Genomic DNA, 20882 nt, shown 5'->3' with positions numbered 1-20882 from the left:
ATCAAAATGCGTAGTGATCTGATTAAGACCGGCCCCGACCGCGCACCCGCCCGCGCCATGCTGCGCGCCACCGGCCTGGACGATGAAGCCATCGCCAAACCGCTGGTGGCCGTGGTGCATACGTGGTCCAACGTGAGCCCGTGCAACCTCAACTTGCGCGAGCTGGCCGTACACGTCGCCGATGGCATCCGCGCCGCCGGTGGCACACCCGTCGAGTTCAACACCATCGCGGTGACCGACGGCATCGCCATGGGCACACCGGGTATGCGCGCCTCACTGATCAGCCGCGAGGTCATCACCGACTCCATCGAGCTGGCCGTCGATGGCCATTGCCTGGACGCGATGGTGGTGCTGTGCGGCTGCGACAAGACCATCCCCGCTGCTGCGATGGCGATGGCTCGCCTCGACATCCCCAGCGTTGCGCTGTACGGCGGCACCATTGCGCACGGCACGCACGACCAACACCCGATCACCATCCAGCAGGTGTTTGAGGCCGTCGGCGCGCACGGCGCAGGCAAGATCGACGATGCGGAACTGACCGCGGTGGAGCGCGACGCCTGCCCGGGCGCTGGTGCCTGCGGCGGCCAGTTCACCGCCAACACCATGGCGATGGTGCTCACCACGCTGGGCCTGTCACCGATGGGCTTCAACGACATTCCCGCCACGCATCCAGCAAAGACTGCGGCCGCGCACCGCTGCGGCGAACTGGTGATGGAATGCCTGCGGGAGAACCGCACGCCGCGCGCGTTCCTCACCGAAACCGCTTTCCGCAATGCGGCGCGCATGGTCGCCGCCACCGCCGGCTCCACCAACGCCGTGCTGCACCTGCTCGCCATCGCGCGCGAAGCAGACACGCGCTGGACGCTGGAGGATTTCGAACCCGCGTCCAAGCACACGCCGGTGATCGCCGACCTGTTGCCGGGCGGCCGCTACACCGCCGTCGAAATGTTCGGCGCCGGCGGCGCAGCTCGCGTGGCGCAGGAACTGATCGCCGCTGGCATGCTGGACGACGCACCCACCGTCACCGGCCGCAGCCTGTTCGAAGAAACCGCCGCCGCTCCACGCGCCGAGACGCAGGACGTGGTGCATCCGGTGACGCAGCCACTGAAGCCACGCGGCGGCTACTCCATCCTCTACGGCAACCTCGCACCGGAAGGCTGCATCCTCAAGCTCGCCGGCAAGGGCGCCAATCACTTCGAAGGCCGCGCTCGTGTGTTCGAAAGCGAGGAACAGGCGTTCGCCGCTGTGCAAGGCGGCACCATCGAGAAGGGCGACGTCATCGTCATCCGCAACGAAGGTCCTGCCGGTGGCCCGGGCATGCGCGAGATGCTCGGCGTCACCGCCGCACTGATTGGCCGTGGCATGGGCGACGACGTCGCATTGATCACCGATGGCCGTTTCTCCGGCGCCACGCATGGCTACATGGTTGGCCATATCGCACCGGAAGCCGCACGTGGCGGCCCCATCGCGTTGTTGCACGAAGGTGATCGCATCCGTATCGACGCCGACACGCGAGCGATCAGCACCACCGCCGACCTCGCCTCGCGGCGCGCTGGCTGGCAGCCGCCAGCACCCAAGGTCACGCGCGGCGCGCTGGCCAAGTACGTCTCCCTGGTCGGCTCCGCCTCCGACGGCGCCACCACGCAACCCATTGCACCACGCAGTCCATCCGCATCCGCTTCCACACACGTCTACGAAGACACGACCGCAGGAGTCACCGCATGAGCAGCAGCACCACCAACGATTCGCTGGCCAAAGCCCGCATCGCCGTCCTTGGCTTCGGCAGCCAGGGCCGCGCCCACGCCCTCAACCTGCGCGACTCCGGTCTCGATGTGGTGGTTGGCCTGCGCAAGAACGGCCCCTCGTGGGAGAAGGCCCGCGCCGAAGGCTTCACCGTGGCCGAGCCGGGTGATGCGGTGAAGGACGCCGATCTCGTCGCCGTGCTCACGCCCGACATGGTGCAGCCCACGCTGTACAAGGAAAGCATCGAGCCGAACATCAAGCCCGGCGCGGCGCTGTTGTTTGCGCATGGCTTCAATGTGCACTTCAAGCAGATCGATCCGCGTAAGGACATCGACGTGGTCCTGGTCGCCCCGAAGGGCCCGGGCGCGCTGGTGCGTCGCGAGTATGAAATCGGTCGCGGCGTGCCCAGCATCTGGGCCGTGCATCAGGACGTCAGCGGCCACGCGGAAGCCAAGGCCAAGGCCTATGCCGACGGCATCGGCGGCGGTCGTGCACTGCTGATCAAGACCGACTTCAAGGAAGAGACTGAAACCGATCTGTTCGGCGAACAGGCCGTGCTGTGCGGTGGCGCCAGCTCGCTGGTGCAGGCCGGTTTCGAGACGCTGGTGGAAGCGGGTTATCAGCCGGAGATCGCCTATTACGAAGTGCTGCACGAACTGAAGCTGATCGTGGACTTGTTCTACGAAGGCGGCATCGCACGCATGCTGGAGTTTGTGTCCGAGACCGCGCAGTACGGCGATTACGTCAGCGGTCCGCGCGTGATCGACGCCGGCACCAAGGCGCGCATGAAGGAAGTGCTCAAGGACATCCAGGATGGCACCTTCGCCAACAACTGGATCGCCGAGTACAAGGCCGGCCTGCCGAACTACAAGAAGTTCAAGCAGGCAGACCTGGAGCACCCGGTGGAACAGGTGGGCGCGAAGCTGCGCGCACGCATGCCGTGGCTGCAGGCGAATGCACCGAAGGCAGCGGAGCCGTTGAAGAAAGTCGGTTGATGCTTTGCTCGTCATCCCAGCCTTCGCAGGGATGACAAGCAGAACCCAAGTTTCAAGGTTTTTGCTCGACTCGAGGGGCGCCAATCCCGCACGCATTGCCCCTCCCTGGCCCTCCCCTGGTTTTCAGGGGAGGGAATTTTCAAACCCTATTCCGCTCGCCGATGCGTCGGCGATGCACTGGGAAAACCGATCACCGTGAACATGCCATTGCACCGAGCCGTCGAAGATCGTGACGTGCCTGCACCATTGACCACCCACCCGCTGGCCGGCCAGAGCATGAGCGGCGCGGAAGTGGTGGTACAGGTACTGGCCGACGAAGGCGTCAACGTGCTGTTCGGTTATTCGGGCGGCGCGATCCTGCCGGTGTACGACGCCGTGTTCCGCTACAACGCCACGCATCTCTCGCCCATGGGTGGCGAGCCGATGCCGCTGATCGTGCCCGCCAACGAGCAGGGCGCAGGCTTCATGGCTGCCGGTTATGCGCGCGCTTCGGGCAAGGTGGGTGTCGCCATCGTCACCTCGGGCCCGGGCGCCACTAATATGGTGACGCCGGTACGTGATGCGATGTCCGATTCGATACCGATGGTGGTGATCTGCGGCCAGGTGCCCACGGGCGCGCTGGGTAGCGACGCCTTCCAGGAAGCACCGGTCAGCAACATCATGAGTCCGTGCGCCAAGCACGTGTTCCTGCTCACCGATCCGTCGCGACTGGAAGTCACGTTGCGTACCGCCTTCGAGATTGCGCGCAGTGGACGCCCCGGCCCGGTGGTGGTGGATATTCCCAAGGACGTACAGAACACCGCGCTCGCCTTTGCCGGCGAAGGCACGCTGCCGATTCCGGGCTATCGCGCACGCCAGCACGCCATTCAAAGCGCACGCGTGGACGACGCACACTGTGTGGCCTTCTTCGATGCACTGGCGAAGGCGAAGCGCCCGTTGATCTACGCCGGCGGCGGCATCATTGCCGGCGAGGCATCCGCCACGCTGCGTGCTTTCGTCAAACAGTTTGGCCTGCCGGTAACGACCACGCTGATGGGCATCGGCGCGGTGGACACCACTGATCCGCTCGCACTGCATATGCTTGGCATGCACGGCACGGCCCATGCCAACTATGCCGTGGAGGATTGCGACTTCCTGCTGGCCCTGGGTGCGCGTTTCGATGATCGCGTCGCCAGCGTGCCCGATCGCTTCGCGCCCAACGCGCGCTTTATCGCCCAGATCGATATCGACCCGGCCGAGATCGGCAAGGTGAAGTCGGTGCACTGGCATCACCACGGCGACCTCGACGCCACCCTGTCACGCCTACACCAGTACGGCGTGCGCCACGCGCTGAACTTTGGCAGCGACGGTCGCTATGCGGACTGGCATGCGCATGTCGCCGCGCTCAAGCAGACGCATGCGCTCAACTACGATCGCGACAGCGCATTGATCCAACCACAGGCGGTGATCCAGGCGATTAACCACCACACGCAAGGCCGTGCCGTGATCAGCACGGGCGTGGGCCAACACCAGATGTGGGCCGCTCAGTACTTCGACTTCCGCGAGCCGCGCCATTGGCTCACCTCCGGCTCCATGGGCACCATGGGCTTCGGCCTGCCAGCCGCCATCGGCGCGCAGTTCGCGCGACGCGATGCGATAGTGATCGATATCGACGGGGACGCCAGCATCCGCATGAATCTCGGCGAGCTGGAAACCGTCACCACCTACAACCTGCCGGTGAAGGTGGTGGTGCTCAACAACATTGGCGACGGCATGGTGCGCCAGTGGCAGAAGCTGTTTTTCCGCGGCCGTTTCGCCTCGTCCGACAAGAGCCTGCACAAGAAGGACTTCATCAAAGCCGCGCAGGCCGATGGTTTCGAGTGGGCGAAGCGGCTGGAGAACAAGGACGAGCTGGCAGACACCATTGCCGACTTTCTCGCCTTTGATGGTCCTGCCTTCCTTGAGGTGATGATCGATCCCGATGCTGGCGTGTATCCCATGGTGGGACCGGGCGCGACATACGCTCAGATGATTACGGGCGATTTCATTCCGTCACGCGTACCACCGGCAGCATCCGGTGATGCCACATCGGACATGTTCTGAGGATCGCCGCTAGGGAACCCGTATGAAACACACACTTTCCATCCTGCTGCAAAACGAATCCGGCGCTTTGATGCGCGTGGCCGGCATGTTCGCCGCGCGCCACTGCAATATCGACTCGCTCACCGTCGCCACCACTGATGACCCGGAGGTGTCGCAACTCACATTAGTCATGCATGGTGCGGACGATACGGTGGAGCAGATCATCAAGCAGACTCGCAAGCTGGTCGATGTGATCGACGTTAGCCATCCCGCTACCACGCCATGAATGCACTGGTCGCCGCTGCCGATGCGACGGACAGCCTGAGCGAGCACGAACTGCTACGGCAGACCGTAGGCGCGCGGGTCTACGACGTGGCGCGGGAAACTTCGCTGGACGCTGCACCGCTGCTGTCCACGCGCCTGGGTCAACACGTACTGCTCAAGCGCGAAGATCAGCAACCGGTGTTCTCGTTCAAGTTGCGCGGCGCGTATAACCGCATGGCGCAGCTTGGCCCAGAGCAGCGGGCGCGCGGCGTCATCGCCGCCTCCGCCGGCAATCATGCGCAAGGCGTGGCGTTGGCGGCAGCGCGACTGGGCATACACGCCGTTATCGTGATGCCCGTGACCGCACCGCAAGTGAAGGTTGACGCCGTGCGACGCTTTGGCGGTCCGCGAGTAGAGGTGGTACTGGCCGGCGATTCCTATAGCGACGCGCAGGCGGCGGCCTCGCGCCTGCAGGCCGAACGCGGCTACACCTTTGTACATCCCTTCGACGATGCTGCCGTGATCGCCGGGCAGGCCACGGTGGGCATGGAGATCCTGCGCCAACATCCCGGTGCGCTGCACGCGATCTTCGTACCGGTGGGTGGCGGTGGCCTGCTCGCCGGCGTGGCCGGCTACGTCAAGGCGCTGCGTCCGGAGATCAAGGTCATCGGCGTGCAGACCTGCGATTCCGATGCCATGGTGCAATCGCTGCAGGCGGGCGTGCCGGTGACGCTTCCGGAAGTCGGGCTGTTTGCCGACGGCACGGCGGTGAAGCGCGTGGGCGACCTGACCTTCGAGCTGTGCCAGCGCTATGTGGACGACATGGTGCGCGTGGATACCGACGCCATCTGTGCCGCCATCCGTGACGTATTCCATGACACGCGCAGCGTACCCGAACCGGCCGGCGCACTCGCCCTGGCGGGGCTCAAGCAGTACGTGGCGACACACGGCGCGTCGGAGCACCCGATGGTCGCCATTGTGTCCGGCGCAAACCTCAACTTCGACCGGCTGCGCTTTGTCGCTGAGCGCGCGGAAGTGGGCGAGCAGCGTGAGGCGGTGTTCGCCGTTACCATTCCCGAGGAACGCGGCAGCTTTCGGCGTTTCTGTGCCGCGCTGGATCAGCGCAGCATCACCGAATTCAATTACCGGATCGGCAATGCCAGCGAGGCGCATATCTTCGTCGGCGTGCAGACCACGCACCGCGATGAGCGCGAGACGCTTATCGACGCGTTCCGCTCGCACGGCTTCGGTGTGCTCGATCTCACCGACGACGAACTCGCCAAGTTGCATCTACGCCACATGATCGGTGGCAGCTCACCGCTGGCACGCGACGAACTGCTGTATCGCTTCGAGTTTCCCGAACGGCCGGGTGCACTCACGCGTTTCCTCAGCCACATGCACCCGGATTGGAATATCAGCCTGTTCCATTACCGCAACCAGGGTGCCGATTACGGACGCATCCTCGTCGGCATCCAGGTGCCGCAGGACGAGCGCACACTGTTCCAGGCCTTCCTCGATACGCTGGGTTATCCGTTCCGCGACGAGAGCGAGAATCCGGCGTACCGGTTATTGCTGCGCTGAGCAGCGCTGGTATCAGCGAAACGCATAATGAAACATCAGCCGTTGTTGGTCGGCTCGCTTGATCCGCTCGCTTTCCGGGCCCGCCGCACGCCCCATGCCGTCAGCACCGGCACGATCAGGATGGCCAGACGACCCAGCAACCCCAGGATGTGCAGGTCGCGTTTTTCTTCCGCGCGTGCCATGCCTTGGATGATGAGATCTTCGGAGGCCTTCGTCTCCTCCGGTTTGGGTCCGGTGATGAAGCCTTCAAGGCCTAGCGCAGCGGTGGCGTCAGCCGTCTGATGATCCTCATAACGCGCGCCCTGATCGAAATGGATGCCTTGGGCGAGCGTGTTCAGTGGATTGCCGATGACCGCCTGTTTCTGATCCTGATCGAACCCGGACAACGTGATCTGCAGCGCAACCGCATAGAGGCGACCCAGCGTGACGTTGTTCAATTCCGCATGGCTGTCGTAGTGGTAGCCGCCGTTGGGGGAGCCCATGTCGGTGTAGCGGTAGCCCCAGTCCAGGCGGTGGTGTGCTGCATCCCACGCGGGCTTGGCAAGCCACTTCATGGACGTCATGTGCGCGCTACCAACGGGCGCGTGTATATCAAAGCGCGCACCGTAGTAGTTGATGGTCTGTTCCAGCCGCTGCGTATCGAGCTGGACGCCTTCCGTGGGCACGTAACCTTGCTGTGCCACGACCATGCGCGCGATCCAGCTACCGTCTTCCGGTGCAACCAGCGCTACGGAAAGGCTGGCATCCGGTGAAGGGTCGTTCGGCAGCTTACGCACCGCCTCCGGCGACAGGTAACGGTAGCCCTTGGGCAAATCGAATGTCGCAGGCCCATCGAGTTTGATGGTCGCCGGACCGTGCTGCCACTCAACGCCGAGCGGAATGAGGATGTCGCCGGACGACGGACCGAACTCGTAACCGTTGCGCTTATCTTCTTCCTTCGCCAACTGCAGTTTTCGCTGCGCAGCTTCCAGCAACACGGCCTTCGCGCCATCGCTGAGAGCGGCCTGGCTCGATCCATCGGATGATGCCTTGGCAGCGCAGGTATCGGCCACGTTGGCGGGCCAAATGGTTTCGCCTTTGGCGTTGTGCACAGCCTGAATGCCGCAGGTCTGTGGCTCGAGGCTGACAATGGACGCACCCTTGGCGTTCATCCATACCGTTCGTTGCGGGCTGTCGTGCAGTGACGTGATTTCGGTGAACTGCATGACGTCACCATCCCTGGGCGTCTGCTCGGACCACGACCACGGCGCCAAAGCGGAGTAGAACTCGAATGCGCTCATCGGCTTGCCGGCGTGGTCGATCAAGCCCCATCGGCCCAGGTCATCGGTGACTGCTGCGATGCCGCCATGGAAATCGCCGATGCTGTTTCCGGTCCGGCGCAACAGCTCCTTGCCATTGCGGTCGATCAGTACGTGTACCTGATTGCCATTGTCGCCAATGGATAGCAGAACCCACGCGCGACCTTCCGAAAAGGGCAGGCCACCGCTCCACTCCTTGCGCGGTGTCACGGCAACGTGGCCGCTCTGGATGTCGAGCACGCCAGTTCGCCCCTCGGCATCCGCAAAGAAAGACAGACCTTCCGTAGGATCCTGGATTACCGCGCTATCGCCGGACACGGCGAACAATTCGTGGCCTTGCGTATCCAGCAGTCGATAGTGATCGATCGTGTCGTGGTTCTTCGATGTCGCCTCCAGCACGCGCCCCGGGCCAACAACGGTCAAGCCCATGCGCTCCGCGAATGGCATCACGAGCTTGCCGTGCGCATCGATAACGCCCAGCTGCGTGGCGCCGCCATTCACCGGCGATTCGCCCCGCTGCACCACCGCCAGCCCAAAGGCATAGGCGTCCACGTGCTCGTATTCCCCGAGCGGCACCACAAGATGGTTCTGCCGATCGATCACACCTATCTTCAAGTCGCCGTCGACGGTGTTGCCGACCACCGCCAGCCCACCGGAGAAACCACCGGCCGTTTCATAGCTCGGCGGTATGACGAACTGGCCCTTGGTGTCGATGTAACCGTATTGCTGGCCCTTCGCATCCTGCGCTGCGGCAAGTCCCTCATTGAAACGCCCGATGTCTTGCAGCGAGGTCTCGCTGATGGTCTTGCCGGCGGCGTCCAGCAGGTCGATCCGATGGGATTCCCGCTCGGCCACCCAGATATCGCCATTGGCGTACAGCTCGCTATAGGCCGGCTGCACCGCCCAATTGCCTTGCCGATCCACCAGGCCGCAGGCGCGGTACAGCGTTTCGGCGCAGACGGGTATCAACCGGGGCGACGGCGCATTTTTCGGTTCGGACGGCGAGGTATCGGCGTAGGCGATGCCGGTGCAGACAAGGAGTAAAGCAAGCGCCGGGCGGCGGAGGGTGATCGATGACTTCATAGCGGCAATCCATGCGTGAGGGGCATCATGGAACGATCACGCGAAGGATCCTGCGTGCATGACGCCCTTGTCTTCCAAGGTCGATGATGACTACGCCTGCCCCTATCAGACGCCCGCGTAGTGTAGAACGTTCACCGCTTCGGCGCGCTGTCTCGATGCACGCGCGACTGAATAGAGCGCCGACGCCTTCACCCACGCGACGGCACGCTCAGGGCGCAACGTCGTCCACCACTTCCAGCTCGAACACGTGGTTGTCGTAGTCGCTGAAGTACAGCGCCGTGTCGTCGCGCGCCATCTGGTAATCCAGCGCCAGCGCGTCCATGCGGCGCGCGCAGTCGAGCTGCTCCTGCTTGGTGACGGCAAAGGCGATGTGGTCGCCGTTGCGGGAGGCCGGCCCTTGCCCGCGGATCAGCGCAAACTCCAGCCCGGCCAGCGCAAGAATCACCTCCGGGTGTGAATCCTCCGGATCTTCCCCGCGCAGGACGCGCGCATCCGGAAACACATCGGTCAGCAGGTGGGCGGTGCGGGTGGGATGGTTGACGATCAGGGCGATGTGGCTAAGGGCTTTGGGCATGGGTATCGTCCGCGCAGAAGCCCGGAGTGTAGGCCGCTTTGTGACGAGGTTGCGACAGCCTGCGCCATGCAAATCGGCCATACGTCACGCCACGTGCAAGGGTGGAGCACGGTAAACTTGGAAGATGGCTCCTACCTCACGCAAGCGCCAGCGGCGCAATCTGCCGTCCACCAACACGCCGCGCCCGCGCCCGCGGCCCGGCGCTGCGCCATCGCGTACCGCGCAGCCGGCGGACAGCTCCACCCGCGCCACGCGCGTGCTCGACTGGTTACTGCAGAAGCTGCCCGAGGCGTACCGCACCAAGGCGCGTGATTACCTGGTGCTGACCCGTATGGATCGCCCCATCGGCGCCCTGCTGCTGCTGTGGCCCACCTGGTGGGCGCTGTGGCTGGCCGCGTCGGATTTCCCGCCGGTGAAACTGCTGGTGATCTTTACGCTGGGCGTGTTTTTCATGCGCGCGGCCGGTTGCGCCATCAACGATTTCGCCGACCGCAAGCTGGACCCACAGGTGGAACGCACCGCCGGCCGCCCCATCGCGGCGGGTCGGGTGACGCCGCGCGAAGCCTTGATCGTATTTGCCAGCCTGCTGGTGTGCTCGTTCATCCTGGTGCTGTTCACCAACCGGCTCACCATCGAACTGTCGTTTGCGGGCGCGGCGCTGGCCGCGATCTACCCGTTCACCAAGCGCTACACGCACCTGCCGCAGGTGGTACTGGGCGCGGCCTTCGGCTGGGCCATCCCGATGGCCTTTGCCGCCGTGATGAACACCGTGCCGCCCGTGGGCTGGCTGTTGTTTATTGCCAACATCATCTGGTCGGTGGTCTACGACACCGAATACGCCCTGGTGGATCGCGACGACGACATCCAGGCCGGCGCCAAGTCCACCGCCATTTTGTTCGGCGATGCGGATCTGCCCATCCTGGGCATCCTGATTGCCACTTTTCTGTTGGCCATGCTGTTTGTGGGCCAGCGCGCCATGCTGGGCTGGCCATACTGGCTGGGCCTGCTGGCGGCCGCCGGCCTGTTTGGCTGGCAACTCTGGCGCATCCGCAGCCATGACCGCGCCGCCTGCCTGTGGGCCTTCCGCAACAACAACTGGCTGGGCATGGCGGTGTGGATAGGCATCGTGCTGGCGCTGGCATTCCGCTGAGCACCCCGCTGCGTGCGTGACCGCGGTGTGAAGCCTGCGATTACGCACTCGCCTACACGCACTCGAAACACCTTCTGAAAATGTCGTCGATTACCCTGTCGATTCTTGCCAGGGTCGTTCGTCGTCAGGATGAGGACCGCCCAAGGCAGGTCCATTCATGCCATACGAAGGAGTTACCACGATGCGATTTGTAGCCATGGTCCGCGCCAGCCGGGCCTCCGAAGCCGGCGACATGCCCAGCGAAAAACTGCTCACCGAGATGACCCGGTTCAACGAGGAACTGGTCAAGGCCGGTGTGCTGCTGGCCGGCGAAGGGCTGCACCCCAGCAAGAACGGCGCGCGCGTGCGCTACGAAGGTGACAAGCGCACCGTCATCGACGGCCCATTCGCCGAAACCAAGGAACTGATCGCCGGCTTCTGGCTGCTGCAGGTCGCTTCGCTGGAAGAAGCCATCGAATGGATGAAGCGCTGCCCTAATCCGTTTGAGGAAGGTGCTTCGGAGATCGAAATCCGCCGCGTGTTCGAGGCCGAAGATTTCGGCGAGGAGCTCACCCCCGAACTGCGCGAGCAGGAAGCGCAGCTACGCGCCAAGATGGCCGACAGTCACTAGGGTCTGTTAGCGCCATTGGCGTGGCCCGCGCTGGGAGCTTTTTGTCCGCCAGACAAGGAAGAACGAAGGAATGTACGTCCGTACACGACTGAGTGATGACGCGGTATGGCGGACAAAAAGACCCAGCCCGGAGGGTTGCTTGTCCGTAGCCACCCGGCAGCAGCGCACGGCTTGACCTGGCAGCCAGCCAGGCCGGCGCCGCGCACTACCACCGGGTGGCTACGGACAAGCAACGCGGGCTACGCCAATGGCGTTAACAGACCCAATCATCGCTCCAAGGGAGACATCGTCATGCTGATCCAGCCTTACTTGTTCTTCGATGGCCGCTGCGAGGAAGCGCTTGCCTTCTATGGCCAGGCCATCGGTGCGCAAGTGCAGAATCTCGTCCGCTTCAAGGACAACCCCGAGCAACCGGACGACCAGCCCGCGGGGCCGCGTCCGCCGGACGGGGAAAAGATCATGCATGCATCGATGAAGATCGGGGAATCACTGGTCAATGCATCCGACGGTGATTGCCTCGGCAAGCCCACGTTCCAGGGCTTTTCCCTAGTGATCAATGCGAAGGACGAAGCAGAGGCAAAGCGCTATTTCCACGCACTGGCTGACGGTGGCGGCGTCACCATGCCGCTGTCGAAAACCTTCTTCGCCTCCGCCTTTGGCATGTTGCACGACCGCTTTGGCGTGCACTGGATGGTGATGTCGCCGCCCTGATCCACGGCTCAACATCTCCGCACTGCTCATTCCCCTCACCGTCATTCCGGCGCAGGCCGGAATCCAGTGACCTCTGTATCAGGGTTTCGCGAAGCACCCCCAAAACATGTCCGGTTACCGCGAACATCTAACGTACTCGCTACTGGATTCCGGCCTGCGCCGGAATGACGAATGGCAAGAATGGAGCTGTTGAACAGGCTATAGGCTACGGCGGCATGGTGCGTGCGAACTTGCGCCGCAGGATGGGTGGTGCTGTGATCAGCGGCCATGACCGCCACCGACATCCATCGCACCATCGACGCCGTCTGGCGCATGGAAGCCTCGCGCCTTATCGCCGGCCTTGCCCGCATCGTTCGCGATGTAGGCGTAGCCGAGGAGCTCGCGCAGGACGCGCTGGTGACGGCGCTGGAGCAGTGGCCGACCACCGGTGTGCCGCGCAACCCCGGTGCGTGGTTGATGACCACGGCCAAACACCGCGCCATCGACCAGATGCGTCGCCGTGCCTTGCACCGGCGCAAGGAAGACGAACTGACGCGTGAGATCGAAGACCAGCTCGAACAATCCGTGGGAGACCCGGATGCCATGCTCGACAACCCGGTGGGTGATGACCTGCTCAGCCTGATCTTCACCGCGTGCCATCCGGTGCTATCCACCGAGGCGCGCGTAGCACTTACGCTGCGCATGCTCGGTGGCTTGACCACCGTGGAAATTGCGCGCGCCTTTCTGGTGCCCGAGCCCACCGTCGCGCAACGCATTGTGCGCGCCAAGCGCACGCTCAGCGACGCGCAGGTGCCGTTTGAAGTGCCGCGCGGCGACGAGCTGGGGGTGCGACTCGCTTCCGTGCTGGAAGTGGTCTACCTGATCTTCAACGAAGGCTACGCCGCCACCTCCGGCGGTGATTGGATGCGCCCGCAATTGTGCGACGAAGCCATGCGCCTTGGCCGCGTGCTCGCCGGCTTGGCGCCTACCGAAGCAGAAGTGCATGGCCTAGTCGCGCTGATGGAAATACAAGCGTCACGCACGGCTGCGCGGCAGGGACCGAATGGCGAACCCATCCTGTTGAACGACCAGAACCGCACACGCTGGGATCAACTGCTGATACGGCGCGGCCTTGCCTCGCTGCAACGCGCGGAAGCGCTGGGTGGTACTGCACGCCCGTACACCTTGCAGGCGGCCATTGCTGCCTGCCATGCGCGAGCCCTCACGCCAGAGGACACCGACTGGCCGCGCATCGCCGCGCTGTACGACGCGCTGGCTCGCGCCATGCCTTCGCCCGTGGTCGCTCTCAATCGCGCGGTGGCGCATGCCCAGGCATTTGGCCCGGAAGTTGGCCTATCGTTGGTGGATGCCCTGCGCGACGAGCCCTTGCTTCGCCAGTACCACCTTCTGCCCAGCGTGCGCGGCGAGCTGCTGGGACGACTGGGCCGCCATGGCGAGGCGCGCGAAGAGCTCAAACGCGCGGCCTCACTCGCCCGCAACCTGCGAGAGCGCGAACTGCTGCTACAGCGTGCCGCCAACGTACCGAGCTGATGACACGCACTGAAAGCTCTCATTTCGAAGCCTTTCACGTAGTTCGGCACACGACCTTTTCACCGTGCTTCCTTCCACCCTTCTCCTTCCTTTAAATGCGTCCGAGCTGCGGCATGTCTCTGGTTGAAACCTATCTTTCTGGCCTGAACGAAGTACTACCTCCGGACGCACGCGAACAGCTGACCATCGCTACGGGTGCCGATGCCGGACAACTAGCCGCGATACGCGACGCTTATCCTGCCTGCCCCGACAGCTTGCTCGAATTGTGGAGCCGCGTGGATGGCACTTATTGGCGCACTTATGGCGACACCAAGATCGCGGTGCTCATGCTGGGGGCTGATGTGGATGGCGGTGAATATCCCTATTACCTTCTGTCCACCGGGCAAGCGCTCAACATGCACTCTGCGGGTTATTCCAGCGACAGCATCACCGAGCGTTATGGCGATTGCGTGCAGGAGGATCCGGACATGGTTGATGCACGGATCGATCCGAACGTTCCGATGAGCAAAAGGCTGTGCTTTTCGCACTGCATGAATAATGGCGGTACATCGGTGCTGTATGTTGATTTTGACCCTGCAGCGGGAGGCAAGATCGGCCAGGTCATGCGCTTCCTGCACGATCCGGACAGCTATGCGGTGATTGCCGAGAGCTTCGATGTTTATCTGCAGCAGCTGATCAACGACGGGTATCGATTTGTCTTCGAAGACGAATAGCCTCGGCGGCACAGCACGATCGCCGCTAGAAAATCGCGTGTGGCGGAAAATGCACGATCACCGCGACGATCGCCAGATAGCCCAGACCTGCCATCAGCAGACTGAGCAACACCACGAACATAAGCCGAGCCATGCCCTTGGCGACCCACCAGGCCTTGTGGGTAGTCATGTCTTGCACAGCCGGTCGGCGCGATATGCATCGAGGCTTGGCACGGCGCCATACAGGCATTCGATGAAGGCATTGCGCTCGTGCCACATGACTTCCATGTCCCACAGGCAGAACGAATAGCGAGACATGTCTTCCACCCAGCCGGTGGCGTCCTGCGCTGCGACAGCGATGAACATCTCGTTGTCGTTGCCCCACCATCCCAACACCAGATAGCGTGCATTGGCCGCTTCGTGGCAGATGGCGAAGGCGGGGGTGTCGCGCCATGCCACGGGCCGGGCTTGTTTCATGGCATGCAGGCGTGGCTGGTAGTGCGAGATATCCACCGCTTTGCCATCGGCGGCGATGGTGTAAACCTTGATGCCGTCGGCATCCGTATCCGGCGACAGGCTTGTAATGAGGCGAGGTCGGTACATGACAATCCCTCCGTTGGAGCGATGGACCAAAGCGGTTAGCACCCATGATTGCACCACAGCCGGCTAGCCGTTTAAATGGCGCGATACGGCAGCCCGCCAGGGCATGTCGTGTGGTTCGGGCCAAGGCTGGCCGCGTGTGTATCGAATCACTGTTCCCCCTGTCCGTTCTTCGTGAAGGAGCAAGGTATGGAGCGTTCGTATCAGGCATCAACCACGCTGCTGGCCGACGACATGGCCATCACTCCCGTGGCGCAAATGCACGTGTCGCAACAATGTTTGGCACTCACCATGATCGGGCTGGGCCTGCTGGGTTTTGTCTACGGCGACGTGGCCCTGGTATGGCAACACCTGCCCATAGAGCATATGCCGGGTGCCAGGGCGATTGCTTATGCCTTTGCGGCGATCGAATGGATCGCTGGCGTTGGCTTGCTGCTGAGGCGCTGGGCAAAGCCGGCAGCGGCGTTGCTGACGGCATTCATGCTGATGTGGGTGGTGCTGCTGAAGGTGCCGGCGGTGATTGCCGTGCCGTCGATGGAAGCGACGTGGCTGGGCTTTGGCGAGATCGCGGTGATCCTCGCGGGCGCGTGGGTGTTGTTTGCTCAGGCCATGGGCGATCGCCGTGGCGGGTGGCATCCTATCACCGGGCAGCGCGGCATACGTGCGGCCCGCGTGCTGTTTGCGCTGTCGCTACCGATGATCGGCCTAGCGCATTTTTTCTACAGCGAGCAGACGGTGGCGCTGGTGCCTGCATGGCTGCCGTATCACCTTGGCTGGGCCTATCTCACCGGCGCCGCCAGCATCGCGGCCTGCCTTGCGGTGCTACTCGGCGTGCTGCCACGGTTGGCCGCTCTGCTGGAGGCGGCCATGCTGTGGATCATCACGGTGCTGGTGTGGGTCCCGGCTATCGTGGCGGCACCCACTGACCGTACCGCGTGGACGGCGCTGGTGATTTCCGCCGCCATTGCATGCGGCGCGTGGGTGGTGGCTGACTCCTACCGAGCACCGACTGCGCGCGCCTGATGGACGCGCAGTCGTCTTATTCGCGACTCTTACTTGGGCCGTTCTTCGTAGCCATGTACAGCATCGAGCACGCGCGCGGAGTAGACCAGCGCGGCACCCGCATTCATGGCTACGGCGACACCCAGCGCTTCCGCGATTTCGTCGTGCGTGGCGCCCTGTTTGAGCGCTTCGGCGGTGTGCACGGTGATACAGCCGTCGCAACGCGTGGTCACCGCGACGGCCAGCGAAATCAGCTCGCGCGTTTTGGCGTCCAGATGGCCGTTCTTGCTGTTGGCGTTGGATAGCGTCTGGTAACCGGCAACAGTGTCGGGACTCAGCTTGGCCATCTCGCCGATGCGGCCAAGCAGTTCTTTGCGGTAGTCAGGCCAGTTGAGCATGTGGCGTCTCCGTGGGAGTGGATCGCGCCCGTCCCTGCCCGGGTCACGACCAGACGATGCTGCGCCCTGCGTTGCGGCGGGGTGAATACGACGATGGTTCGAGGCCAAACGGCCTGCCCTTACGGTGAGCCTGCAAGTACCGATACGGCCGGCACACGTTGGGGCCGACTAATGGTGGTAGTTGGGCCTACAATCGCCACATGGATTATCAACTCGTCATCAAGTTCTGGCGCAAGTCCCTGGCCGACGAAGCCTTTCTCGCGACGATGGAGGGCAAGTTGAAGGAGACATTGGGCGATACGGTGGAGCTGGAGGGCTACGATGTCAGTCCAAAAGAGATCAATCTTTTTATGCTTGCGTCTGATCCACGGCATACCTTTCGGCGCGCAAAAGACGTTCTGGAAGAACTGGGCGTTCTGAACGGCATGTCTGCCGCTTTCCGCGTGGCAGGTGGCACCCAGTTCACGTCCGTCTGGCCGCTACGCTCCACGCGCAAGTTCAAACTGCCGTAGTGTTAGTGAAAACCTGACCATTCGACAGACGTAGATAGGGACCCTCGCGAGGGTGCGAAGATCCTTACCTGCAAAGCGTTGCAGATTTTCAGCTTGGCGTAATCTTCCGTTCGTGAGGTGCTTCGCGAGCGAAAGCTCCGGTATCTAAGGGACGAAATGTCCAACGTGCGACTCGACAAACGATGACCGAGGAGATGATATGAGCAAGGGTATGGATTCGAAGAAGGCCGACAAGAAAAAGCCGGCCAAAACGATGAAGGAAAAGAAGGCGGCCAAGGAAGAAAAGAAGCGGAATGCGAAGTAAGCAGACCCTTCGGGGGTAATCGCTCAATCGGGCGGCGGCGCCAACGTTTGCTTCCGCCCCATTGCAGACATCTGCCCAAGGTGGGCCGGTGCTCGCGTAAGGCTGCTCAAGTCACTTGCTTTTCAATCCGAGAAACATGCGCTCGTGAAAGGGAGAGGGTATGACAGGGAAATGGCTGATGGCTGCCGTGGTGTCTGCCATGCTGGGCTTTATCCATGTGGTCACGCTTGGATACGTATGGAGCCATCTCGTGCAGGTCAATCCGATTCCGCACTGGCTCATCACGCATGGCGTCACGGGGAATTCCCTGCATGGACTTCTGTTCACGCAGGACGTGATCATCAACGTCATCCTGTGCCTGCCCATCGTGCTTGTGCTTCGCTTGCTGCGCCCATTCCACCCGTGGGCGTACCTAGCCACTGCTTTGCTGGTGGCTGAAGCCTGGACGTATCGATCCATTTTTACCAATCCGCTTCCGCAGGGACTGGGGTATGGCATCTACCTCTCTGGACTACTCATGACCGTCGTGGCGTTTGTCATCGCCAGTGCGGCGGTGGGAGCATTGGCCCGCTTCCGACGCACCTCGCCCTGAAAGGAAACAAGCGACAGGGAATGAGGGGCGTGTGGGCTTTGGGGGCTCGACAACTCTTGCCAGAGCGCCTTGAAAGGTTCGCTTCCCCAATCGAAAAAGGCGTTCCGGTAGGTTTTCACTTGGCCGGAGGGGAGAGTCTGCTTCCGACCCAAAGCGGACATTCCATGATTTGACCGTTGATACTGCGTTACCCGGAGAGAGAGAGCATGCATGCGCATTGACGAGCCGTTCTTGCAGCCATCATCAAATCGGCCTCCGCTCTTTGACGGCATGCATGAAGAACTAGCCACGCTGACGATCCAGTGTCACGGTTGCGGTAGGCACCTTCAGCAAAACGTTCTGTCGTTCGTATCTGTGGCTGGCCAGTGGTTTCGTGAGCTGCCGACGAACGACCGGGAAGAGATCGTGCGTACGTTCGGCTGCGAAGTGAGCGAATACGACGGGCATCCGATAGTGCGCGCTCATGGTGGCGGGCAGCCGTACTTTGGGCCTGTCCTCTGCGGGGATTGCTCCACCATCCACCTGATCTATTTGAACTTCTTCGAAAAGCAGCCCGCGCGATACGTAGCCGTTCTCCAAGGGGCAGCTCGGATCGAGGTTTGACGCCTTCGAATGGGTAAAGTGTCCGCTTTCGACCCAAAGCGGACCTAACGAATTAGCATTCTTTTCCACTTAGGGGCCCGGGGGGGCGACATGAAGGTCTGTATGTGCGCAGTGCTACTGGCGATCGCCGGCTCCTTGGCACATGACGTGTTGGCGGCGCCTGTCTCACCGGTCGGCCAAATTGATTCTGGAGCCGCGGTTGCATGGCCTCGCGGATCCGTGGCCGTTGTGCCAGTTATCCCAGATTCGACTCGGCAGGATGCGTTATTGAGTCAAGCCCCGAACCTCGAAACGAAACGGCTCTTGGCGGCGTCGCAATTCTTCGGCGTGTACTTCATGAACACGAGGGCCCGAGCGGAGTTCTGCTCCGAGCAAGGTGCCGACATCTCAATGTTTGTCAGCGAGTATGTGAAGGATAACGCCAAGGAGTATCGAGTAGCGCATGCATTGTTTGCCGATTACTCGAAATCGAGGCCGCATCCATATGACGAAGAGGATCTATATCGGCGAGTCCGACAGGGTGCCTTAGAGGCAGTCGAAAAGGATACGAGGGAGCTAGGTCTCGACCGAGGTATATCGCTTCACGATGCCTGCAAAGTCTTCAACGATAACGCGCAAGAGTGGGCCAATCTGATGCGGACGTCGGTCAGACGGCCACTTGTAGAGAAACTATTGCTATCCCCAAATGGAAACTAGGGCAAATCCTAGGTAAAAAGGGCTATTGGTTAGGTCCGCTTCCGACCCGAAGCGGACCTTGCGATCGTTTGTGAAGACGATGGAGCCGCCGGGCACTGGAGAGAGTACTTATGGAAAAGCTCATTGATGACCGGCCGTTGGGTATCTATTCCGATCAGGATGGCTTCTTTCGATCCGAGTATCAGGTCGGAAGGCGATTGATCTGGGTGAGGTGTCAGCATCGACAAGATTGCCTGGAGTGCGTCGATAGAGCCGACAAGCTCATGCCCGACATTTGTAAGGCTATTCCCGATGCAATTGAGCTTGCAGAGAACTGTTCACGAATAATGATTCCCGAGTTCTGGGCCAGGCACGATATATCCAGACGGGAAGGGAATCGACTGGACGTCTGGGGCATCACCATTACTCCCGGCCTTGGAGTGGCCAGGTTTGATATCTCCCGGAACTACGGCTTCGACTACGCGTCGCTGACGTTCTCGAAGGAGGACTACTGGAACGACGAGCCGTTCTTCTTGCCAGAGCTGCCCGAAAAGCACCATGTCTATATCATCCGCGACAGACATGGGTTGCTCAGTGTCGAACCAACACGCGCCTGGTGAAGATTTCCGCCTAGGCACAAAAAGGGGACATGCGTAAGGCCGGTTTTCACTCGCCGTCACCAAACCGTGGAGGGGGCTTGTACGGTGTGGATTAAACGAACTCTCGGGGTGGCCGTAGTGCTTGGTTTGTCGTCCTGCGCATCGATGAATCCGTATACAGAGGCCAGCAAACACATGCTTCGGCACTATCAGGCGACTTTCTGCTGGGCGCCGGCTGGTGCCGAGAAGTCAGCCGATGCTTGCCAGAACGATGCGGCGGCGCCAGCCTTCAACGAGTGTTTGGAGAGGCTTCGGCCGACAGGACATTGGTGGTATCCGGACGAAGAGACGGCTGGCGCGAACCTGACTCTGTGCATGGAAGAAAAGGGATGGCAGCGGCTGTTCATCAAGGGCGTGATTTTAGGGTGAGTCCATAAGGCGCTGGCATCCGCTTTCGACCCATAGCGGACCTCATTCGTATGGGAATTCAGGGAGTCTGATAGTGCCCAACTTGCCTCATTCCATCGAGCTGCACGATTCGATGATCAGTGGTATGGAGACACGTGGCGACTCGCTTTTGATCACCTTTAGTCACGCTTACGTGCATCTGGACGGGAAAGGTTGGAGCCAAGCGGTCGAGATTCAGATCGACGAGGCGCGTCTCGGCGGAGACTCGGTTTCGTTACCTGCAAAGGTCGCGGACGGCCGTCTCGTTACAGACGAAGGTCCCCATGACAATCTGCTTATGCTTCCATTGTCGACAAAGGGAGCGATCCAACTGGAGATCGAGCTCTTTTCCGGGGAAGTTGTTCGCATCACTGGGCGAGGGCTCGTGGTTCGTCCCATAGGGGCCGCCACTTTCCTCGAAGAGGTGGCTGGAAGACTGTAATTAACCTGTCTGCTTTCGACCCGGAGCGGACCTTGCAGTAGCCAGAAGTCGTAGGCAGAAACCCAGGGGCGACGTGGAGGGGGTATGCGGCAATACAAGACGTGGTTCGCCCTCACTTTCTTCTGGGCTCCCCTGGTGGTCGCGCTGCTCTTGAATCCCGGACGCAACGGTAGCCATTTGCCGTCGCGACGTCCCCCCGCTTTCAGTAGCGGGACGAATTAGAGCCCAGTGTCACTTTAGCTGCTTCGCATAGTCGGCGGGCGTGAGCCCGCCCAAAGCCTTCTTGGGTCGTTCTTCGTTGTATTCCCGGCGCCAGGTTTCGATCTCGGTGCGTGCGTGAAGCAGGCTGGGAAACCAGTGCTCGTTGAGGCATTCATCGCGCAAGCGCCCGTTGAACGATTCGATGTAAGCGTTCT

Annotated in this window: 23 protein-coding genes; 17 read left to right on the top strand and 6 right to left on the bottom strand. The window is 62.0% G+C overall.

Annotated features, from left to right (window positions below; all coding sequences use genetic code 11):
- Positions 1–6: 6 nt before the first annotated feature.
- From ilvD to ilvA, 5 genes are all read left to right on the top strand, one after another.
- The gene (gene ilvD, locus DyAD56_RS07900; RefSeq protein ID WP_102302220.1) at positions 7–1725 is read left to right on the top strand and encodes a dihydroxy-acid dehydratase; all 1719 of its coding nucleotides are present in this window, start codon (positions 7–9) and stop codon (positions 1723–1725) included.
- Positions 1722–2738 carry a ketol-acid reductoisomerase gene (gene ilvC, locus DyAD56_RS07895; protein WP_102302219.1) on the top strand — a complete coding sequence of 339 codons (1017 nt, stop codon included), beginning with the start codon at positions 1722–1724 and terminating at the stop codon, positions 2736–2738. Before ilvD ends, ilvC begins: the two co-directional genes overlap by 4 nt.
- Positions 2739–2939: 201 nt before the next feature.
- Positions 2940–4820, top strand: a complete 1881-nt coding sequence (ilvB, locus tag DyAD56_RS07890; protein ID WP_102302218.1) for a biosynthetic-type acetolactate synthase large subunit — start codon at positions 2940–2942, stop codon at positions 4818–4820.
- 22 nt (positions 4821–4842) lie between these two features.
- Positions 4843–5085: an acetolactate synthase small subunit gene (gene ilvN, locus DyAD56_RS07885; RefSeq protein WP_102302217.1), complete on the top strand. Its 243-nt coding sequence runs from the start codon at positions 4843–4845 to the stop codon at positions 5083–5085.
- Complete coding sequence (gene ilvA / locus DyAD56_RS07880; protein ID WP_102302216.1) at positions 5082–6644, top strand: threonine ammonia-lyase, biosynthetic; 1563 nt, start codon at positions 5082–5084, stop codon at positions 6642–6644. Before ilvN ends, ilvA begins: the two co-directional genes overlap by 4 nt.
- Before the next feature lie 35 nt (positions 6645–6679).
- On the opposite strand, the gene DyAD56_RS07875 is transcribed toward ilvA, so the two are convergent.
- Both DyAD56_RS07875 and DyAD56_RS07870 read right to left on the bottom strand, forming a co-directional pair.
- Positions 6680–9025 (bottom strand): DUF2167 domain-containing protein, encoded by a 2346-nt coding sequence (locus tag DyAD56_RS07875; protein WP_102302215.1) that lies wholly within the window; start codon positions 9023–9025, stop codon positions 6680–6682.
- Positions 9026–9233: 208 nt separating this feature from the next.
- Complete coding sequence (locus DyAD56_RS07870; protein ID WP_102302214.1) at positions 9234–9599, bottom strand: hypothetical protein; 366 nt, start codon at positions 9597–9599, stop codon at positions 9234–9236.
- Positions 9600–9723: 124 nt separating this feature from the next.
- Between DyAD56_RS07870 and ubiA the strand changes: the two genes are divergently transcribed.
- From ubiA to DyAD56_RS07845, 5 genes are all read left to right on the top strand, one after another.
- Complete coding sequence (gene ubiA, locus DyAD56_RS07865) at positions 9724–10749, top strand: 4-hydroxybenzoate octaprenyltransferase (RefSeq protein ID WP_233202332.1); 1026 nt, start codon at positions 9724–9726, stop codon at positions 10747–10749.
- 181 nt (positions 10750–10930) lie between these two features.
- Positions 10931–11359, top strand: coding sequence for a YciI family protein (locus DyAD56_RS07860; RefSeq protein ID WP_102302213.1), 429 nt, complete (start codon positions 10931–10933; stop codon positions 11357–11359).
- 291 nt (positions 11360–11650) lie between these two features.
- Positions 11651–12070 (top strand): VOC family protein, encoded by a 420-nt coding sequence (locus DyAD56_RS07855; protein ID WP_102302212.1) that lies wholly within the window; start codon positions 11651–11653, stop codon positions 12068–12070.
- Between the two features lie 267 nt (positions 12071–12337).
- A complete protein-coding gene (locus tag DyAD56_RS07850) occupies positions 12338–13600 on the top strand; it encodes an RNA polymerase sigma factor (protein WP_102302211.1) in 1263 nt (420 codons plus the stop codon).
- 113 nt (positions 13601–13713) lie between these two features.
- Positions 13714–14313: an SMI1/KNR4 family protein gene (locus tag DyAD56_RS07845; RefSeq protein WP_102302210.1), complete on the top strand. Its 600-nt coding sequence runs from the start codon at positions 13714–13716 to the stop codon at positions 14311–14313.
- A gap of 25 nt (positions 14314–14338) precedes the next feature.
- Here the strand turns inward: DyAD56_RS07845 and DyAD56_RS23865 are convergent, their stop codons facing one another.
- Complete coding sequence (locus tag DyAD56_RS23865) at positions 14339–14482, bottom strand: hypothetical protein (RefSeq protein WP_158241291.1); 144 nt, start codon at positions 14480–14482, stop codon at positions 14339–14341.
- Positions 14479–14895, bottom strand: a complete 417-nt coding sequence (locus tag DyAD56_RS07840) for a hypothetical protein (protein ID WP_102302209.1) — start codon at positions 14893–14895, stop codon at positions 14479–14481. The genes DyAD56_RS23865 and DyAD56_RS07840 overlap by 4 nt, the downstream gene beginning before the upstream one ends.
- Positions 14896–15081: 186 nt before the next feature.
- On the opposite strand from DyAD56_RS07840, the gene DyAD56_RS07835 reads away from it, so the two are divergent.
- Entirely contained in the window at positions 15082–15915 is an 834-nt protein-coding gene (locus DyAD56_RS07835) for a DoxX family membrane protein (RefSeq protein ID WP_199178915.1), read from the top strand.
- Positions 15916–15944: 29 nt separating this feature from the next.
- Here DyAD56_RS07835 and DyAD56_RS07830 read toward each other — a convergent pair whose 3' ends face one another.
- Positions 15945–16292: a carboxymuconolactone decarboxylase family protein gene (locus DyAD56_RS07830; protein WP_102302208.1), complete on the bottom strand. Its 348-nt coding sequence runs from the start codon at positions 16290–16292 to the stop codon at positions 15945–15947.
- Positions 16293–16492: 200 nt separating this feature from the next.
- Here DyAD56_RS07830 and DyAD56_RS07825 point away from each other — a divergent pair, with 200 nt between their 5' ends.
- The 6 genes from DyAD56_RS07825 (at position 16493) to DyAD56_RS07790 (ending at position 20466) form a co-directional block, all read left to right on the top strand.
- Positions 16493–16804 carry a hypothetical protein gene (locus DyAD56_RS07825; protein ID WP_102302207.1) on the top strand — a complete coding sequence of 104 codons (312 nt, stop codon included), beginning with the start codon at positions 16493–16495 and terminating at the stop codon, positions 16802–16804.
- A 464-nt stretch (positions 16805–17268) separates the two neighbouring features.
- A complete protein-coding gene (locus DyAD56_RS07815) occupies positions 17269–17700 on the top strand; it encodes a hypothetical protein (protein WP_146010466.1) in 432 nt (143 codons plus the stop codon).
- 210 nt (positions 17701–17910) lie between these two features.
- Positions 17911–18303, top strand: coding sequence for a hypothetical protein (locus tag DyAD56_RS07810; RefSeq protein ID WP_102302204.1), 393 nt, complete (start codon positions 17911–17913; stop codon positions 18301–18303).
- An 806-nt stretch (positions 18304–19109) separates the two neighbouring features.
- Entirely contained in the window at positions 19110–19598 is a 489-nt protein-coding gene (locus tag DyAD56_RS07800) for a hypothetical protein (protein ID WP_102302202.1), read from the top strand.
- 174 nt (positions 19599–19772) lie between these two features.
- On the top strand, positions 19773–20006 hold the full coding sequence (locus DyAD56_RS07795) for a hypothetical protein (RefSeq protein WP_102302201.1): 234 nt from the start codon (positions 19773–19775) through the stop codon (positions 20004–20006).
- A gap of 73 nt (positions 20007–20079) precedes the next feature.
- Complete coding sequence (locus DyAD56_RS07790; RefSeq protein ID WP_102302200.1) at positions 20080–20466, top strand: hypothetical protein; 387 nt, start codon at positions 20080–20082, stop codon at positions 20464–20466.
- Positions 20467–20697: 231 nt separating this feature from the next.
- Here DyAD56_RS07790 and DyAD56_RS07785 read toward each other — a convergent pair.
- Positions 20698–20882, bottom strand: a 185-nt coding sequence (locus DyAD56_RS07785; RefSeq protein ID WP_146010465.1) for an integrase core domain-containing protein, incomplete at its 5' end; no start/stop codon positions are given.

The organism is Dyella sp. AD56 (assembly GCF_002878475.1).
Taxonomy (GTDB): Bacteria; Pseudomonadota; Gammaproteobacteria; order Xanthomonadales; family Rhodanobacteraceae; genus Dyella.
The sequence above is the reverse complement of the archived record's forward strand: the minus strand, read 5'-3'. Positions and strand labels throughout refer to the sequence as shown.

Excerpts from the sequence above, each read along its gene's own strand:
- DyAD56_RS07825 (WP_102302207.1), top strand. The coding sequence starts at position 16,493 with ATGGATTATCAACTCGTCATCAAGTTCTGGCGCAAGTCCCTGGCCGAC.
- DyAD56_RS07855 (WP_102302212.1), top strand. The coding sequence starts at position 11,651 with ATGCTGATCCAGCCTTACTTGTTCTTCGATGGCCGCTGCGAGGAAGCG.
- ilvD (WP_102302220.1), top strand. The coding sequence starts at position 7 with ATGCGTAGTGATCTGATTAAGACCGGCCCCGACCGCGCACCCGCCCGC.
- DyAD56_RS07850 (WP_102302211.1), top strand. The coding sequence starts at position 12,338 with ATGACCGCCACCGACATCCATCGCACCATCGACGCCGTCTGGCGCATG.
- DyAD56_RS07815 (WP_146010466.1), top strand. The coding sequence starts at position 17,269 with ATGACAGGGAAATGGCTGATGGCTGCCGTGGTGTCTGCCATGCTGGGC.
- DyAD56_RS07810 (WP_102302204.1), top strand. The coding sequence starts at position 17,911 with ATGCGCATTGACGAGCCGTTCTTGCAGCCATCATCAAATCGGCCTCCG.
- DyAD56_RS07835 (WP_199178915.1), top strand. The coding sequence starts at position 15,082 with ATGGAGCGTTCGTATCAGGCATCAACCACGCTGCTGGCCGACGACATG.
- ilvA (WP_102302216.1), top strand. The coding sequence starts at position 5,082 with ATGAATGCACTGGTCGCCGCTGCCGATGCGACGGACAGCCTGAGCGAG.
- ilvB (WP_102302218.1), top strand. The coding sequence starts at position 2,940 with ATGCCATTGCACCGAGCCGTCGAAGATCGTGACGTGCCTGCACCATTG.
- DyAD56_RS07840 (WP_102302209.1), bottom strand. The coding sequence starts at position 14,895 with ATGTACCGACCTCGCCTCATTACAAGCCTGTCGCCGGATACGGATGCC.
- ilvC (WP_102302219.1), top strand. The coding sequence starts at position 1,722 with ATGAGCAGCAGCACCACCAACGATTCGCTGGCCAAAGCCCGCATCGCC.
- DyAD56_RS23865 (WP_158241291.1), bottom strand. The coding sequence starts at position 14,482 with ATGACTACCCACAAGGCCTGGTGGGTCGCCAAGGGCATGGCTCGGCTT.
- DyAD56_RS07845 (WP_102302210.1), top strand. The coding sequence starts at position 13,714 with ATGTCTCTGGTTGAAACCTATCTTTCTGGCCTGAACGAAGTACTACCT.
- DyAD56_RS07875 (WP_102302215.1), bottom strand. The coding sequence starts at position 9,025 with ATGAAGTCATCGATCACCCTCCGCCGCCCGGCGCTTGCTTTACTCCTT.
- ubiA (WP_233202332.1), top strand. The coding sequence starts at position 9,724 with ATGGCTCCTACCTCACGCAAGCGCCAGCGGCGCAATCTGCCGTCCACC.
- DyAD56_RS07870 (WP_102302214.1), bottom strand. The coding sequence starts at position 9,599 with ATGCCCAAAGCCCTTAGCCACATCGCCCTGATCGTCAACCATCCCACC.
- DyAD56_RS07830 (WP_102302208.1), bottom strand. The coding sequence starts at position 16,292 with ATGCTCAACTGGCCTGACTACCGCAAAGAACTGCTTGGCCGCATCGGC.
- ilvN (WP_102302217.1), top strand. The coding sequence starts at position 4,843 with ATGAAACACACACTTTCCATCCTGCTGCAAAACGAATCCGGCGCTTTG.
- DyAD56_RS07795 (WP_102302201.1), top strand. The coding sequence starts at position 19,773 with ATGCTTCGGCACTATCAGGCGACTTTCTGCTGGGCGCCGGCTGGTGCC.
- DyAD56_RS07860 (WP_102302213.1), top strand. The coding sequence starts at position 10,931 with ATGCGATTTGTAGCCATGGTCCGCGCCAGCCGGGCCTCCGAAGCCGGC.
- DyAD56_RS07800 (WP_102302202.1), top strand. The coding sequence starts at position 19,110 with ATGGAAAAGCTCATTGATGACCGGCCGTTGGGTATCTATTCCGATCAG.